Source organism: Micromonospora sp. RB23, assembly GCF_053585025.1.
On sequence record NZ_CM132111.1, the window covers coordinates 2,025,300 to 2,041,379 of the forward strand.

14 protein-coding genes and 3 pseudogenes are annotated in these 16,080 nt (G+C 70.8%); 8 read left to right on the forward strand and 9 right to left on the reverse strand.

Going from position 1 to position 16,080, the window contains the following annotated elements; translation table 11 throughout:
• Window positions 1-196: 196 nt before the first annotated feature.
• Window positions 197-1,333 carry an 8-amino-7-oxononanoate synthase gene (locus tag ACTFTM_RS09365; RefSeq protein WP_449566587.1) on the forward strand — a complete coding sequence of 379 codons (1,137 nt, stop codon included), beginning with the start codon at window positions 197-199 and terminating at the stop codon, window positions 1,331-1,333.
• Window positions 1,330-2,061, forward strand: a complete 732-nt coding sequence (gene bioD, locus ACTFTM_RS09370) for a dethiobiotin synthase (RefSeq protein WP_449565415.1) — start codon at window positions 1,330-1,332, stop codon at window positions 2,059-2,061. The genes ACTFTM_RS09365 and bioD overlap by 4 nt, the downstream gene beginning before the upstream one ends.
• 528 nt (window positions 2,062-2,589) lie before the next feature.
• Here the strand turns inward: bioD and ACTFTM_RS09375 are convergent.
• Window positions 2,590-2,805, reverse strand: a complete 216-nt coding sequence (locus tag ACTFTM_RS09375; protein WP_396802652.1) for a helix-turn-helix transcriptional regulator — start codon at window positions 2,803-2,805, stop codon at window positions 2,590-2,592.
• Window positions 2,806-3,283: 478 nt separating this feature from the next.
• On the opposite strand from ACTFTM_RS09375, the gene ACTFTM_RS09380 reads away from it, so the two are divergent.
• Window positions 3,284-3,550, forward strand: a complete 267-nt coding sequence (locus ACTFTM_RS09380) for a hypothetical protein (RefSeq protein WP_449565416.1) — start codon at window positions 3,284-3,286, stop codon at window positions 3,548-3,550.
• A 22-nt stretch (window positions 3,551-3,572) separates the two neighbouring features.
• On the opposite strand, the pseudogene ACTFTM_RS09385 reads toward ACTFTM_RS09380, so the two are convergent.
• From ACTFTM_RS09385 to ACTFTM_RS09395, 3 genes and pseudogenes are all read right to left on the reverse strand, one after another.
• A pseudogene (locus ACTFTM_RS09385) lies at window positions 3,573-3,996 on the reverse strand (transposase).
• 149 nt (window positions 3,997-4,145) lie between these two features.
• Window positions 4,146-5,687, reverse strand: coding sequence for a hypothetical protein (locus ACTFTM_RS09390; protein ID WP_449565417.1), 1,542 nt, complete (start codon window positions 5,685-5,687; stop codon window positions 4,146-4,148).
• Between the two features lie 551 nt (window positions 5,688-6,238).
• Window positions 6,239-6,460, reverse strand: a pseudogene (locus tag ACTFTM_RS09395) (hypothetical protein); the annotation flags it as partial.
• 98 nt (window positions 6,461-6,558) lie between these two features.
• On the opposite strand from ACTFTM_RS09395, the pseudogene ACTFTM_RS09400 reads away from it, so the two are divergent.
• Window positions 6,559-6,982 (forward strand): annotated as a pseudogene (locus ACTFTM_RS09400) (transposase).
• A 75-nt stretch (window positions 6,983-7,057) separates the two neighbouring features.
• On the opposite strand, the gene ACTFTM_RS09405 reads toward ACTFTM_RS09400, so the two are convergent.
• Window positions 7,058-7,867 (reverse strand): polysaccharide deacetylase family protein, encoded by an 810-nt coding sequence (locus ACTFTM_RS09405; RefSeq protein WP_449565418.1) that lies wholly within the window; start codon window positions 7,865-7,867, stop codon window positions 7,058-7,060.
• Between the two features lie 155 nt (window positions 7,868-8,022).
• Between ACTFTM_RS09405 and ACTFTM_RS09410 the strand changes: the two genes are divergently transcribed.
• Window positions 8,023-8,316, forward strand: a complete 294-nt coding sequence (locus ACTFTM_RS09410) for a hypothetical protein (protein WP_449565419.1) — start codon at window positions 8,023-8,025, stop codon at window positions 8,314-8,316.
• Here ACTFTM_RS09410 and ACTFTM_RS09415 read toward each other — a convergent pair.
• Together ACTFTM_RS09415 and ACTFTM_RS09420 are read right to left on the reverse strand one after the other, a co-directional pair.
• On the reverse strand, window positions 8,290-9,471 hold the full coding sequence (locus ACTFTM_RS09415; RefSeq protein ID WP_449565420.1) for a cytochrome P450: 1,182 nt from the start codon (window positions 9,469-9,471) through the stop codon (window positions 8,290-8,292). The genes ACTFTM_RS09410 and ACTFTM_RS09415 overlap by 27 nt on opposite strands.
• A 9-nt stretch (window positions 9,472-9,480) precedes the next feature.
• Window positions 9,481-10,149, reverse strand: a complete 669-nt coding sequence (locus tag ACTFTM_RS09420; RefSeq protein ID WP_449565421.1) for a class I SAM-dependent methyltransferase — start codon at window positions 10,147-10,149, stop codon at window positions 9,481-9,483.
• 172 nt (window positions 10,150-10,321) lie between these two features.
• Between ACTFTM_RS09420 and ACTFTM_RS09425 the strand changes: the two genes are divergently transcribed.
• Window positions 10,322-11,083, forward strand: coding sequence for a hypothetical protein (locus ACTFTM_RS09425; RefSeq protein WP_449565422.1), 762 nt, complete (start codon window positions 10,322-10,324; stop codon window positions 11,081-11,083).
• Window positions 11,035-11,178, forward strand: a complete 144-nt coding sequence (locus tag ACTFTM_RS09430; RefSeq protein WP_449565423.1) for a hypothetical protein — start codon at window positions 11,035-11,037, stop codon at window positions 11,176-11,178. Before ACTFTM_RS09425 ends, ACTFTM_RS09430 begins: the two co-directional genes overlap by 49 nt.
• Before the next feature lie 46 nt (window positions 11,179-11,224).
• On the opposite strand, the gene ACTFTM_RS09435 is transcribed toward ACTFTM_RS09430, so the two are convergent.
• Window positions 11,225-14,149: a M36 family metallopeptidase gene (locus ACTFTM_RS09435; protein WP_449565424.1), complete on the reverse strand. Its 2,925-nt coding sequence runs from the start codon at window positions 14,147-14,149 to the stop codon at window positions 11,225-11,227.
• A 196-nt stretch (window positions 14,150-14,345) separates the two neighbouring features.
• Here ACTFTM_RS09435 and ACTFTM_RS09440 point away from each other — a divergent pair, with 196 nt between their 5' ends.
• Window positions 14,346-15,479 carry an alkane 1-monooxygenase gene (locus ACTFTM_RS09440; protein WP_449565425.1) on the forward strand — a complete coding sequence of 378 codons (1,134 nt, stop codon included), beginning with the start codon at window positions 14,346-14,348 and terminating at the stop codon, window positions 15,477-15,479.
• 4 nt (window positions 15,480-15,483) lie between these two features.
• Here ACTFTM_RS09440 and ACTFTM_RS09445 read toward each other — a convergent pair whose 3' ends face one another.
• Window positions 15,484-16,065, reverse strand: a complete 582-nt coding sequence (locus ACTFTM_RS09445; RefSeq protein ID WP_449565426.1) for a TIGR03086 family metal-binding protein — start codon at window positions 16,063-16,065, stop codon at window positions 15,484-15,486.
• Window positions 16,066-16,080 lie beyond the last annotated feature (15 nt).

Below are 16,080 nucleotides of genomic sequence, written 5' to 3' on the forward strand. Positions count from 1 at the left end.
GGCGGGCCGCGCCGCCCGCGCGGCGACCGTGCGTGACAATCTTCTGACGGTACGTGGTGATCGGTGTCCCCGGGCCGGCGTTCCCCGGTGCTGCGCCTCGCGTACCGAGTGGATTCGTCTCCGCGACGGCGCCGGGTGGTAATTTCGCCCGGCGGACGTCGGCGTGACCGGCGCGGACGGCGGTGAAGGGGTGACGGTGGCGGACTGGCTGGCGGCGCTCGATCGTCGCGCGCAGTTGAGGGCGAAGGCGGGGTTGACCCGGCGGCTGCACCCGCGTCCCGCCGACGACCGGATGACCGACCTCGCCGGCAACGACTATCTCGGCCTGGCCACCCACCCGGAGGTCACGGCCGCGGCCACGGCGGCGCTGTCGGCGTACGGGCTGGGCGCGACCGGTTCGCGTCTGGTGCGCGGCTCGACCGACGCGCACCACGCTCTGGAGACCGACCTGGCGCAGTGGCTGGGCACCGACCGGGCTCTCGTGTTCTCCTCCGGCTACCTGGCGAACCTGGGCGCGTTGCGCGCTCTCGTGCAGCCCCGGACCCTGCTCGTCTCGGACGCGCACAACCACGCGTCGCTGATCGACGGCTGCCGGATCTCGGGCGCCGAGACGGTGGTCAGCGCACACGCCGACGTGACGGCGGTGGCGGCGGCCCTGGCCGTCGCGCCGGGACGCCCGGCGGTGGTGGTCACCGAGTCGGTCTTCTCGGTCGACGGCGACCTCGCGCCGCTGGCCGAGCTCCACAGGGTGGCCCGCCGCTACGGCGCGCTGCTGCTGGTCGACGACGCGCACGCGCTCGGCGTCACCGGCCCGTCCGGAGCGGGCGCGGTGGCCGCCGCCGGGCTGGCCGGCGAGCCGGACGTGGTGGTCACCGCCACCCTGTCCAAGGCGCTCGGCGGGGCGGGTGGAGTGGTCGCCGGCCCGGCCGAGTTCGTCCGTCACCTGGTCGAGACCGGCCGTACGTTCATCTTCGACACCGCGCTGCCGCCGGCCGTGGCGGCCGGGGTGCACGCCGCGCTGAAGCTGGCCCGGGCCGGTGACGAGCTGCGCGCCGAGGTGGCCGACCGGGTGGCGCTGGCGGTCGGTCGACTGCGCGCGGCCGGACTGCCCGTCTCCGCGCCGGACGCCGCGGTGATCTCGGTGGCGGCGCCCGGCCCGGAGGCCGCGACGGCCTGGGCGGCCGACTGCCGGGACCGGGGCGTCGCGGTGGGCTGCTTCCGCCCCCCGTCGACCCCGGACACCCGCTCCCGGCTGCGCCTCACGGTCAGCGCGGGCGTGCCGCGGGCGGACTTCGAGCGGGCGCTGGACGTCATCGTGGACTGTGCCCCATGAGCGATGCGGCGTGGGAGGGGCCGGTGCTGGTCACCGGCACCGACACCGAGGTGGGCAAGACGGTGGTCACGGCGGCGATCGCGGCGGCCGCCCAGGCCGCCGGCCTGCGGGTGGCGGTGGTGAAACCGGGCCAGACCGGCACGGCCGGTGGTGAGCCGGGGGACGTGGACGTGATCAACCGGCTGGCGGCCCCGCTGACCGGCCGTACGCTGGCGAGCTTTCCGGACCCGCTCGCGCCGCTGGCGGCGGCCCGGGTCGCGGACCTGCCGCCGTTGGAGCTGTACACGGCGGTGGACGCCGTCCGCGAGGAGGCGGACAAGCACGACCTGGTCCTCGTCGAGGGGGCCGGCGGTCTGCTGGTGCCGATGGGGCTGCGCCCGTCCGGTGAGCCCTGGACGATGGCCGACCTGGCGGTGTCGCTCGGCGCGCCCGCGGTGGTGGTCGCCCGCGCCGGGCTGGGCACGCTCAACCACACGGCGCTGACCCTGGAGGCGCTGGACCGCCGGGCGGTGCCGGCCGGGGTGGTGATCGGCGCCTGGCCGGCGGCACCGGAGCTGGTGCACTGGACGAACCTGACCGACCTGGTGCCGAATCTGCTGGGCGCGGTGCCGGCCGGCGCGGGCGCGATCGACCCGGGGGTCTTCCGGCGGTCCGCGCCGGGCTGGCTCACGCCGGCGCTGCACGGGGTGCTCGACGACTGGCGGGTCTGGGCCGAGGAGAGCAGCTGAACACCTGATCTTTTCCAAGGGGCCTGAACCGCCGAACGCCCATCGGCGACCCGACCTCCAGCCGCCTCACCCGCCATTGCTGGCAATCTTGGACACTTTCCGTTAGCTAACGATAAGTGTCCAAGATCTGCCCTAGATGATCGATTCCAAGAGATGTGGGACCGCAAACAGACGCGAGGGCGTCCATGATCGGCGTTGCCTAGGCAACGAGACCATGGAGGCCCCGGGGCTCGAAGATCCTGGGCTCTGGGCAGCCATTCCAAGCATCTCCGCCGTCGTGCTGGCGGTTGCCAAACTGCTGCATGTCAAGATCAATTCGATCGGGACCGAGCCTTGGCTGGGATGGCGCTACGTGACACCAAGCCAGATGAGCGGCCCGCCATCCTGGACAGCTTGGCTGGACTGCGCCCGTCCAATCCGCAGGTGGCGGATGGGGCCGAACCAGACGACCAACCCTCGCTGCCAGGGCAACTCTTAAGGAAGAAGCGTCGATGATCAGCGTGGGTCGACTGCGGTCACCGTATCCAGTCAGTCCGGCGTGTCGTCCTCGGTCGGGCGTGGCTGGCGGTACTTCTTGATCCACGCCTCGACGTCCTCGGCCAACCAGACCTTCGTGCCCCGTAGCTCCTGGTACGGCTTCGGGAAGGTCGGGTACCGGGCGAGCTGCTGGAACCGCTGCCGCGAGACGCCCAGGCGTTCGGCGATCTCGAACGGTCCCATGAGCTGACCTGGCCCTCGGTCCATAGCCCGAACGTAAGGCGACTCGCTCTTTCCTTTTGGCTATTGCCAGTTGACTAATCCGACCGGGGCGACGACCGTGGGCACATGACCCGACGCGTCCGATATGCCGAGTACCTGACGGCCGTAGCCATGACCCTGGCCCGCAGGCACAAGCCGGTGTGGTCGTTGATCAGGTGGCGGAACGTCTGCACGTGCGGGAACGAACTGCCCTGCCGGGCCAGACACAAGATCCCGATCAACCGGGGTCACTAGCCGGGTGAGAGCTGATGGCCACGCACGGACCGGTGCTCCCGTTGTGGCTGTGCGAGACGTGTGAACGCCCTTGGCCCTGTTCCACATGCCGCCTGGAGCTGTTGGACGAGTACGCCGCCTCGCCGGTAGCCCTCCGGACCTACCTGGAGTCGCATCTGGCGGCAGCTACCCAGGACATGACCTGGGCTCCCGCCGACGCCGTTTACCGCCGGTTCCTCGGGTGGCTGGCGTGAAGCCGGGAGACGTGGTGCCGATCGGGGCGGCCTGCTCGCCGCAGTTCACCGGGAACCGGGCGCTGAGGCTGCGCGTCGTGTCGGTCGGAGAGCCCGACCCGTACCACGACTGGATCTGGATCACCGGGTACGTGCTCGATGCGAGGGGCGACGCCACCGCCAAGCGCGAGGTGTACGTGATGAGGGCCGGGGTGGTCATCCAACGGCGAACCGCCCCGGCGGATGTGCAACCGAGGCGGTCCAGTTCGCGCGTACGGGCCTAAGAGCGTGTTTGAGATGGTGTGATCAGGTCCAGATGAAGGTGCGGCGGGCTTGGCGGCGGGCGGGTCGACCGCGGGTGATGCGGCGGGTCATACCGGCGATAGCGGCCCAGCGGATGATGGCTTCGGAGACCGCGGGGTGGCGTTCGTAGTCGCGGGCGAGCCGGCGATAGACGGTGAGTCAGGCCAGGGTTCGTTCCACCACCCACCGCCGCGGGTGCACGGCGAAGCCGCATTGGTCAGCAGGCTTGCGAACACGGTGGCAGATCAGCAGGCAGATAACGCCACGGGCACCCGGACCGCACCACGTACAGGATCGCGTTGACGATCTCCCGCCGCGGGTGCTTCTCCCGCCGGCCGTCCGTGTTCGGCTCCGGCAGCAAAGCCTCAATCAGCGCCCACTGGGCGTCGGTCAGGTCGGAGGGGTAGCCACGACGCGTAGACACCACGCCACCCTGCCCGGTCCGCCACCGAAGGTCACGCCACCGCGCCGTCCACAACAGACCTTCTCGCACACGCACTGAGGGCTGGCCCCGCAACTCTTTGGCTCCGCGCGGGGCGGAACCACACGTCGTCGCGTGGATCCGCCCCGCGGAGCTCAAATTGTGGCGGAACTACTGGCCGCGGGAATATCGGCGCAGCCGCCGTATTTCAGGCCCGATTGGAGGCTGCTGTTGGTGCGCAGGTTGTAGATGGACCAGGAAGAGCCGGTCGAGCAATCGCGTCGGAACAGTGCCAGGTCCGCACGTCCGTCAGCATTGTAGTCGCCGGGGGCCGGGATATCGGCGCAGCCGCCGTATTTCAGGCCGGATGCGAGGCTGCTGTTGGTGCGCAGGTTGTAGATGGACCAGGAAGAACCGGTCGAGCAATCGCGTCGGAACAGTGCCAGGTCCGCACGTCCGTCAGCATTGTAGTCGCCGGGGGCCGGGATATCGGCGCAGCCGCCGTATTTCAGGCCGAATGCGAGGCTGCTGTTGGTGCGCAGGTTGTAGATGGACCAGGAAGAGCCGGTCGAGCAATCGCGTCGGAACAGTGCCAGGTCCGCACGTCCGTCGGCGTCGTAGTCGCCGGGGGCCGGGATATCGGCGCAGCCGCCGTATTTCAGGCCGGATGCGAGGCTGCTGTTGGTGCGCAGGTTGTAGATGGACCAGGAAGAGCCGGTCGAGCAATCGCGTCGGAACAGTGCCAGGTCCGCACGTCCGTCGGCGTCGTAGTCGCCGGGGGCCGGGATATCGGCGCAGCCGCCATATTTGAAATTTGCTAGAAGCTGAGTATTGGTGTGGGGGCTATAGATATTCCAGACCGATCCGTTCGTGCAGTCAGGCCGAAACAAGGCCAGATCGGTAAAGCCGTCACCGTTGTAGTCAGCAGAAGCCGGTATATCCTTCGCACCACCGTACTTGGTGCCGCCGTGGATGCCGCTTCCAGTCCGTGAACTCCGAACCCACCAACTAGACCCGTTCTGGGCGTCGGGTCTGAACAAGGCGATATCACTGAACCAGTCGCCGTCGTAGTCGACCTGCGCGTTAGGGATGTCATGGTCGGTGTCACTGCCGTCGTCGTCGCCCTCGCATCCGGCAGCGGCAGCGGCGCTGGGGGTGGCGGTGGTGGCGCTGGGGGTGACGGTGGCGCTGGGGGTGGCGGTGGCGCTGGGGGTGGCGCTGGGGGTGGCGGTGGTGGTGGCGCTGGGGGTGGCGGTGGCAGCGGTAGCGGCAGCGAAACATGGCATCGTGTAGTAAGCAGTAATGATGCCAAACGCTAGGCCGTCGTCGGCCCGCGTGTCGATGTTCGGAGAATAGATGACCATTAGCATTGTTTCATCGTTGTAGCACTGGATGCGCTGATCGACTCTCGCCGCACAAAACTCGCTGTTACCGATGGTGTCCTGAATGTCATAGGCGGGGGGAAGAGCCTTGTGCTTGTCTATGATGTGGTCTTTGCCAAATCCGGCAATAGCGCCGAAGTCGTGCTGGCCAATCCTGAGAGGCACGTCGTTGCCCCAATGGCCAAAGTAGTGCTGAAAAATGGTCCAGTCGATTGGATTCGGATTACGGCTGGCGAAGGCGGGCGTGGCTAAGCCTGCAATCGTTGCCAATAGAGCAGTGATTACAACCAATACGCGAGTAAGTGATTTTCTCATTTGCCTCTCGCAACAAGAAGACGGGATGGCAGGTTAGCATCGACTGAAGCGCTGCCTCTTCCCGGGATGGCTTCCAGCTGCCGAACTTCGCGTTGCAAGAAGATGAATCTACGGTTACGCATAGAACGTTCAGATGGGATCGTCTATTAGTGTTGAGGTAGCTGTTCGTGAGCGCCATGTAGGGTGTGCGCCGTGGAAATGGCGCGAATTGAGTGGAGGCTGGCGCGTGGATGATTTTCGAAGGCATGCCCGGTGGTGTCCAAAGGGTCGGCCGTCGAGCGCTAATCGTTTGGACGTCTTCCCTGACTACTCGGCTTTTCCCGTTTGGGAGTTCTCTGGAATGTCGACGCCATTGCGGTTGGGGATTTCGCAAGATCTCGCTGAGGAGTTGTGGCGTTGGGGCAAATGGTGGGAGCGGCATAGCGAATACGGAGGCGGCGAGCATGCTGATGAACGGGAACATGAGGCTTGGAGGGAATGGGGGCTGAGGTTGGCGGACAGGCTCGCCGGTGAGACCAATGCCGAGATTGTTTATTGTTGGCCAACTGGGCCTAGCGGCAGCGATCCGGACTGCCCGACGTGTTGATCGCCGGGCGCGTTTCCCGACGCAGCGCGGAGAGCAGTTCGGATACGCCGCTGTTACGGATGGAGTGGCCATTGCGGCGGAGGCATCGGGTAAGAGCGTCCCTGCTGACTCTGTGGCCCCGGGTTAGCTCGTCGCGGGCGGCAGTCAGAAGGTGCACCAGGTCCGGGGCGAGATTTCCGTCAGGGTCGGGATCGCCGGCGAAAGTCCTCGGCTAAGCGTGTGTGAGAAGGTCTGTTGTGGACGGCGCGGTGGCGTGACCTTCGGTGGCGGACCGGGCAGGGTGGCGTGGTGTCTACGCGTCGTGGCTACCCCTCCGACCTGACCGACGCCCAGTGGGCGCTGATTGAGGCTTTGCTGCCGGAGCCGAACACGGACGGCCGGCGGGAGAAGCACCCGCGGCGGGAGATCGTCAACGCGATCCTGTACGTGGTGCGGTCCGGGTGCCCGTGGCGTTATCTGCCTGCTGATCTGCCACCGTGTTCGCAAGCCTGCTGACCAATGCGGCTTCGCCGTGCACCCGCGGCGGTGGGTGGTGGAACGAACCCTGGCCTGACTCACCGTCTATCGCCGGCTCGCCCGCGACTACGAACGCCACCCCGCGGTCTCCGAAGCCATCATCCGCTGGGCCGCTATCGCCGGTATGACCCGCCGCATCACCCGCGGTCGACCCGCCCGCCGCCAAGCCCGCCGCACCTTCATCTGGACCTGATCACACCATCTCAAACACGCTCTAAGCCGTATTGGCGGGCACCCACCGGCACTGACTTTCGTCAGGCCGTGCGGGTCAGCGGATGTAGTCCTCCAGCAGTGCCGGGGTGAGTCCGGCCCGGTGGATGGCCTTCAACGCCGCCAAAAGGTCGTCCATCAGCGCCGGCCGGAAGTGCATCAGCAGCACGTCGCCGGGTTGGACCACCTTCTCCGGGGTCTGGTAGCGCACCTTGCCCTCGTGGACCGTCTCGGACCAGTGCAGGACCGCCTTCGCGCCGCAGTCCTGCGCGGCCTTCAGCGTGGTGCTGTCGTACTCGCCGAACGGCGGGCGGAACAGGGTCGCCCGCTTGCCGAACAGCGTCTGGAGTTTGTCCGCAGCCCCGCAGATCTCCCGCTTCTGGTAGTCGTACGAGCGGCCGGCCAGCGAGTTGTGCCGGATGGTGTGGTTCTCGACGATCCCACCGGCGACCTGGATCTGGCGGAAGTAGACGTCGTGCTCCTCGGCGGCGGGCGAGTTCAGGAACATCGTGACCGGGATGTGCGCGCGCCAGATGAAGTCGGCCACCGCGGGCGGTCGGGCCAGCCCGCCGTCGTCGATGGTGATGAAGGCGACCTTCTGATCGGTCGGCAGGCGGTGCCAGAACGGGATGGGGCCGGTCACCGGCAGCGGCACCGGTTGCGGTGGCGGCGCCGCGGGGAAGGTCGGCGCCTGCGACACGTACCAGTCGAGGCTTCCGGGCGCCGGCCGAGGGGTCGGAGACGGCGACGGCGACGGCGACGGCGCGGCCGACAGGAACGGCGAGGCGGACGGGGTCGGCTGCGCCGCGATCTGCCGGGCGTGGATCGTGGGAGCGTGGCCGACTGTGCAGGACGTCAGCGTCAGCACGGCCAGAAGCGTTACCACTGCGGGGATGCGGCGCGGAGAGGCTGATGACACGCCCGGAAACATAGCGGGTCACGCTCAGGGGCCGCGCCCCCGAGTGGTCTTGCCCGGGAGGCCTAGCCTCGGATGCGAGTCGATTCGATCAGCGGAGGCGACCGATGGCCCGGTGGATCGCTCAGGTGCTCGCCCTCGTCGGCTTCGGCGTGCTGCTGGGGTTTGTCGGGCTGGCGATGACCTGCAACCTGTTCGGGTTCGTCGACGCGGAGGCCCGCCGGTTGGCGAGGAACCCGTGGAATCGACTGTGGGGAACACCCCACCGTGCTCCGGCTGAGGTGCGGCAGGGCGTCGGCTTCATCGCCGGGCGGTTCCTCGTCGGCGGCGTCGCCCTGCTTCTCGGCGCCACCGCGGTCGTCGGGGGCATCGTGCTACTGGTCAGCGGGCCGCTCGACTGACCGCACCACGAAGGCGTCCGGCATCCGGAAGGTGAGATTGTCCGGGCACCACGGCGGCCGGACCACCGTCACCCCGTCGAGCAGCGGCGTCGCCTCGGCCACCACCACGGCCGCCTCCATCCGGGCCAGGACGTCACCGACGCACCGGTGCGCACCCGCCCCGAACGCCAGGTGCCGCCGCGACCCGCGCTGTCCGGGGACGAACTCGTCCGGGGTGTCGACGACCGCCGGGTCGCGGCCGGCGCGGGCGAGCCACAGCACGATGCTGGTGCCCGCCGGTACGGCCGTGTCGCCGATCGTGCCGTCCGCCGCCGCGACGCGCCGCCAGGTGACGATGGGCGGTTCGAGGCGCAGGCCCTCCTCCACGACGTCGGCCACCGCGACGTCGCCGGCGCGCAGGGCGGCGCGTACCGCCGGCTCGCCGGCCAGCCGGTGCAGCAGCAGGGTGAGGAACTGCGAGGTGGTCTCCTGGCCGGCGACCAGCAGGAAGAAGAGCGCGCCGACCACCACGTCGGGCGGGTGCCCGGCGGCGCGCAGCTCGGCGGCCAGGCCGCCGCCGCTGGCCGCGAACTCCCGCAGGACGCGGTGGAAGCGGCCCACCTCGGCGGCGAGCGCCACCTGCCGGTCGTCGTCCAGCGGTGCCCAGAACAGCTCCAGTGCCGCCCGGGCGAAGTCCTTCACCGCGCCGACCGGGGCGTCCGGCAGGTCGACCAGCCGGGCCAGCACGAGCAGGGGCAGGTCGGCGGCGAGGTCCGCGTACAGGTCGACCGGCGCGCCGGTGTCGAGCGTGGCCCGTAGCCGGGTCACCCGCTCCCGGACCAGCGTCGTGAGCCAGGGCCGCTGCGCGGCGACCTTGGCGGGGTGCAGCGCGTCCGCCACGATGCCCCGGATCTGCGGATGGCTGACGCCGGAGTTGTTCGCCAGGGTCGGCGGTAGCCGGAACCGGTGCCCGGCGAGCACCCGCAGCGCGGTCACCGGCATCGGGGTCACCGCGTCCAGGGCGTTGTCCGGTCGGTAGCGCTCCGGGTCGGCGAGGACCTGGCGGACCAGCGCGTGCCGGGTGACGACGAGGTGGCGTACACCGACGTGGTCGGTCACCTCGGCGACGTCCGGCCAGGGTGCCTCGACCGCGGACGCCCAGCCGGAGAAGAGCACGCCGACACGCTAGCCGGCGGCTCCGGGCCGGCCGGGGCGCAGCCGCCAGACGGTGGTGCGCTTCACCCGTACGCTCTCCAGGGCCTCCGGCACCGGCACGTCGTAGGTGGCCAGCTCGTCGAAGCGGTCCCGGGGCAGGAACGCGCGGCCGGGGTCGCCGACCAGCGCCGGCGCCCCGGCCCGGGTGGCGCGCAGCAGGAACCGCAGCACCCGTCGGGCCATCGCTTCGCTGTAGAAGACGTCCCCGGCCAGCACCACCTCGGCGTCGCCCGCGTCGCCGTCGAGGATGTCGGCGAACTCGGGGTCGACGCGTACCCCGTTGGCCTCGGCATTGAGCGCGACGGCCGCGACCGCCAGTTCGTCCACCTCGACGGCGCGCACGGACGCCGCGCCGGCCCGGGCGGCGGCGATGGCCACCAGGCCGGAGCCGGAGGCGAGGTCGAGCACCCGCCGGCCGGCGACCAGCTCCGGATGGTCGGTGACGTAGCGGGCCAGCGCCTGCCCGCCGGCCCAGGCGAAGGCCCAGAACGGCGGCGGCCGGTCGCTGGAGAACTGGCCCTCGGTCAGCTCCCAGAGCCCGATCGGCTCGTCCGCCTGGTGCAGGCGCACCTCGGGGACGAAGGGGACCGGGGTCAGCCGGGCGTGCAGCCGGACGAACGTGCTGGAGAGCTCGGACACCTGCCCGATTGTTCCAGCGACCCGACGCCCGGCGTGTCGCGGGGGAGTGGTGACGGGTTCACCACTGTCGGTGAAATACCCCCTCGTCCTTGGCGTCCGGTGCGAAGACACCCGTCTGTGTGATCCGCCCGTTTCCTCCTAGCGTTTCCCTACAGGGACGAGAAGGAGTGAGGTGGTGGTGGTCGTGTGGCGGTACGCGCTGCGGCTCGGAGCGTTGGTTGCCGGCAGCGCCGGGGTGGTGCTGACCCTGGCGGCGCCGGCACAGGCGGCCTTCGCAACCGAGATGAGCGGCCTGCCGGCCCGGTTCACCGCCGGCGACCAGGTGCGCACGATCTCCGCGGTGGTCTCGCAGACGGACCGGCGCGGTGGGTGCGCGAAGGTGCGCTGGTCGATGGTGCTCCGGGTGCAGGGCATCCGGCTCGACCAGGTGAAGATGGACCGGGTGGAGGAGAACGGCGACTTCCCGGTGGAGATCCGGACCGAGGGTGACGTGGCCCGGTTGACCGACCGGCAACTCGACCCGGGCACCCTCTGCCCGGGCCGCACGGTGACCGCCCGCTACCGGGTGGCCTTCGCCGAGGACGTCACGCAGGGGCGGGTCACCCTCGCCGCCGAGGCGTACGACGCCAACCTGCGCCTGTTGGCCCGCCAGACCGTCACCCGATCGGTGGTGGGAGCGGGGGCGCCGGAGCCCGTACGCCGACGCCGAGCCCGACCCCCGCGCGGCCCAGCGATCCGCCGAGCGAACCGGCGCAGGAGGAGAGCATTCCGGCCGAGGAACCGATCGTGGACCAGCCGGTCGACGCGGCGCCCCCGCCGGCCAGCCGTCCGGTCGCGCAGACCGGCGGGTTCGGTGTGGTGCAGGCGGCGTTCCTGCTCGGTGGGTTGCTGCTCTCGCTCGGGGCGGGCCTGCTGCTGCGACTGCGCCACCTGACCCGCGCCGCCAAGGACGAGGCCGAGGACCCGCCGGTGGACCGGGTCTGGGAACGGCCCGCGCCGGCCGGGCGCTGGCACCCGGCGCGCCGCTGATCCGGGTGTTGTCGGGGCCGGCGGTCGCCCGCCGGCCCCGACGGTGTCACTTCGCGAACGCCTGGAACTCGGCGATTCGCACCTGGGCCCGGGCCGGGCTGGCCGTGGCGCAGTCCGTCGTCGTGGCCGGGTCGTCGTCCTGCTCACCGGCGTACTGCGGACCGCCGGTGCACTGGCTGGCCAGCACCTCCAGCCGCAGGTGGGTGGCGACGGTGGTCGGCACCGCGAACGTGCGCATGTTGATGTCGCGGCTGTACGCCCGGTACGCGCCGCCGGGGAACGCGTCGGCCGCGCTGGTGTAGATGCGCCGCCAGCGCGCCGGGTCGGCGCAGTCGGTGGTGGTCGCGTCGCAGGCGGACACGGCGAACGAGCGCAGCGCGCTGAGCGCGTTCTGACTGCCGGTGTCCGCGTCCCCGACGATCGCGGGTCGCAGCATCGCGCTGACGTTCACGCGCTTGACCACCTGCGGGGCGTCACCGGCCAGCGCCACGGTGAGCTGTTTGCCGGCCACCCCGTCCAGCGAGGCCCAGTTCGTCGCCTCGGTGTCGTCGGCGGCCCGGTCCAGGTTGACCCCGTCCCCGCTGATCGTCGCGCCGGAGGCCGTGGACGCGAGGTTGCGGCTCATCCGCAGGTCCACGTAGCCGGCCTTGCCGGCGTCGGCGACCACGCTGAGCCGTTGGTGCCCGAAGCCGGGCGCGACTGCCAGCAGGTCGTACGTGCCGGCGACCATCTCCACCGTGTCCGGGATGGGCGTCGCCGGGTCGGTGTCCGCGATCGGTACGGCCCGCGCCTCGTAGTGCCCGACATACACCCGGATGGGCGCGTCGGCGCTGTCCCCGCGGGGGCGCAGGGTGAGCGTCGCGTTGCCGCCCCGTGGCGAGGCGAAGCTCGGCGTCGGGTCGGTGTCGGCGGCGCCGTTGGTGACGGCGTCCCGGCCCATCCCGGACCGCGCGAACTCGGCCCAGATCAGGTCCTGGTTCGCGCCGCCGAAGCGCAGCAGGTCGGCGGTCAGCATGTTGTCCCGCATGTCCAGCATGCTGACCTGGCTCGCCGCCTGGAGCAGGAACGAGTCGAAGACCAGTTGCGACCAGCGCCGGTTGCCCGGGCACCTGTCGGCCGGAACCGCGCCCTGCGCGCACTCGCGCTGCCGCTGCGGGGTGCCCAGGCCGTACCGCTTGACCAGCGCGGCGCGTACCCGGTAGTTGGTCGCCCCCCAGATCTCGCCGTCGGCGTGCACGGCCGGGCCGGCGGTGTTGTAGCCGATGTCGGAGTAGTTCAGCGGGCTACGGCTCAGGTCGTAGTTGCGGATGCCGCTGACCAGGTTGCCGGTGACGTAGCCGCCGGTGACGAACGGCGACTCGCCGGGAGCCCGCAGCCCGTTCTGGTACAGGTACTCCGCGGCCATCAGGTCGCCCCACGACTCGCCCATCGCCCCGCCCTGGTGGCCGCTGATCCCGCTGTCCGGGCCGGCGATCATCCGGTTGGTGATGGCGTGGGTGTACTCGTGGCCGATCACCGTCATGTCGTAGTCGCCGTCCACGCACGGCGGGTACGGGCCACCGGCCTGCGGCTGCCACAGGTACATGTTGGTGGTCGGCGGCAGGCCGTCGCGCGGGGTGCCCTGGTTGGCGTTGTTGCGGTTGCCCGTCAGCGCGCCCTGCTGGGCACGGCCCTGCTCGGCGTCGCCGCCCAGGCCGGACGGGGTGAGGTTGACCGCCTGGAGGTTCCACGCCGACTCGGTGAAGCCGAGCTGGTACGCCCAGTCGTGCATGCGGTTGTGCATGGCGAACAGGTTGGCGATCGCCGCGTCCGCGTCGTTGCGCTGCGCGGACGTGAAGACCTCCGGGTTGCACCTCGCCTGGTGCCACTGGTCGGTGAACGGGTACTCGTAGCGGCGCTGGGCGCTGGGTGTGGCCGGCACGACCGGCGTGTTGTTGCCCCAGGAGAGCACGGTGTTGGCCGAGTTGCCGCGCGAGGTGAACGTGGGTGTGCCGGTGGCCGCGTCGACGTCCCACGGCTGCCCGGTGGCCGGGTCACGGAACGCCGCCTGGCAGTCGGGGGCCGGGTCGCCGCACCAGCGCACCCGGGGATCCTGGCCGGCGGCGAGGTCCCGGGGCGGGGTGGCCGGGAAGACCGCCCAGCTCGGGTTGTCCGAGTCGAAGTCGACGAGGTCCTCGCGGACCAGCACCTTCCCGGTGCTGCCGTCCACGTAGCTGGTGAACGCCGCCGGGTGGTCGGCGTCGGCACCGATCATGGTCACCTCGTAGGCGGCCCGGGGTCCGTCGAGGGGGGTGGGCACGGCCACGGCCCGCACGGTGTGGCTGGCGACGGCCGTCGGGCTCAGTCCGGCGTCGGCGAGCGCGTCGGCGTACGCCTGCTCGGCGGTGCGGGTCGCGGGGGCGGGCGCGCGGGTGTCCCGGGCCAGGGAGGAGTTGACGGCGAGCACCGAGCCGCCGCTGACCGCGAGCGTGACAAGGCCGTCGTGACCGGCCGGCAGGTCGCCGAAGCGCTGCCGCAGGGTCACCACCGCGCCGCTGCCGATCGGCCTGACCAGCACCCGGTCCAGGCCGGCGACCGTCGCGGCGTCCATGCCGTACAGGTCGCGGTTCGCGGTCAGGTAGGCGCGCGCGGCGGCCTCCGGGTCAGCCGGCAGTCCGGCGGCGAGCGGGGTACGACCGGGGCCGAGCGCCTGCGGCGTGCCGAGCCGGTTCCACCGTACGTCCGGGTCGGCGGCGCGGGCCAGGCCACGCTGGCGGGCGTCGGGTGCCGCCGTACCGGTGCGGTTGTCGAGGTCGGCGGGCTGGTGCCCCTCGGCGAACGGCCCGGACGAGCGCTCGGCGGGAGCGGCGGCGGGTGCGGCGTTGCTCGTGCCGTTGGGTAGCAGCGCGGCGAGGGTCGCCGTTGTCGCCAGGACGGCGATGAGCCGGCGTCGACGCCGGCTCATCGGGGGTGACCACTCCGGTTGTGGCACGGAACCTCCTCGTGGGAGCGGGATGGCCGGCGGCTGCCGACCGGCGATGCGCGGTAACGCATGCGCATCTGTGGATATCAGTCGATCGAGGAAGCGGCAAGGTCCCGGACGGTCGGCAGGCCAAATGATCGAAATATGTCGACTTTACAAAAAGCCGGCTCTTGTAAATTACAGTGATGGCTGTCACAGTCTCTCCATGGCCGTCGACACCGATCCGACCGTCGGGCCCGTCGCCTGGCGGGACCGCCGCAAGCCCCTCTGGCCGCTCGCGCTGCTGGTGCCGGCGCTACCTTTCGCCGGTCTCGCGCTCTGGCGGAGCACCGGCAGCTCCGGGGCGTGGTGGCTCACCCCGGTCGTCGTGTTCGGCCTGATCCCGGTGATCGACCTGCTGATCGGCGACGACCGGCGCAACCCTCCCGAGGAGGCGGTGCCCCGGCTGGCCGCCGACGGCTACTACCGCTGGCTGACCTACCTCTACCTGCCGGCGCAGTACGCGGCCCTGGTGGCCTGCTGCGCGGTCTGGACCCGCGACAGCCTCCCGGTCGTCGGCGCCGCCGGTCTCGTGGCCACCGTCGGAGTGGTCAACGGCATCGCCATCAACACCGCCCACGAGCTGGGCCACAAGCGCGAGCGGGTGGAACGGTGGCTGTCCAAGGTGGCCCTCGCGCCGGCCGCCTACGGGCACTTCTACGTCGAGCACAACCGCGGCCACCACGTACGGGTCGCCACCCCGGAGGATCCGGCCAGCTCGCGGCTGGGGGAGAGCTTCTGGGCGTTCTGGCCGCGTACCGTCCTCGGCAGCCTCCGCTCGGCCTGGCGGTTGGAGACCAGCCGGTTCCGCCTCCGGGGCCGGACGCCCTGGACGTACCGCAACGACGTGCTCAACGCCTGGGCGATGACCGTGGCGCTGTACGCGGCGCTCGCCGTGCTCTTCGGTCCGGCGGTGCTGCCGTTCCTGGTGCTCCAGGCGGTGGTCGGCTTCTCCCTGCTGGAGGTCGTCAACTACCTGGAGCACTACGGGCTGGCCCGGCAACGCACCGCGACCGGGCGCTACGAGAAGGTCGACGCCCGGCACAGTTGGAACAGCGACCGCACGGTGACCAACGTCTTCCTCTTCCAACTCCAGCGACACAGTGACCATCACGCGAACCCGTTGCGCCGGTACCAGACGCTGCGCAGCTTCGACAGCTCACCGCAGCTGCCCGCCGGGTACGCGACGATGGTGGTCGTGGCGCTGCTCCCACCGCTCTGGCGACGGGTGATGGACCATCGGGTGCTGGCCCACTACGGCGGCGACCCGGGGCTGGCCAACACGCGACCGCGGCGGTGACTGCTCAGCCGCCGGGCGCCCAGTCGGGGTCGCGTCCGAAGGCGGCCAGCAGGTGATCCTGCTCGTCGGCGTCGGCGGACACCCGCGTGGCGTCCCGGACCAGCTTGTCGCGCCGGTAGTCGTCGACCCGGCCGGCGAACCACTGGGCGCACACGTGCACCGCGTCCGGGTCGAACCGTGGGTCGGCGCCGATCGCCACCGCCAGGTCCCAGCCGTGTATCAGGTGTTCGGCGAGGAGTTGTCGGACGTACTCGGCGGCCGGGGTCGGACCGGCCGAGAGGTGCACGGTGCGGTCGATCGCGCCGGGATGCGCGACGGCGATCTCGGCCTGCGCGGCCGCCTCCCGGGCCGTCGTGACCGGGTCGGTACCGAGCACGTCACCGTCGAAGCGGTCGCCGACCTCGTCGAGGGTGCGGCCGGCGAGCAGAGGGACGCTCCACCGGTCCTCGCCCACCACGTGGTTGACCAGGGTGCGGACGTCCCAGTCGGGGCAGGGCGTCTCCTCGGACCACTGCCCGGGCCCGATCTGGTCCACCCGGTCGACGAACTCGGCCAGGCTCCGGCGGTACGCCTCCAGCAGATCCATGCCGTCGATTGTTCT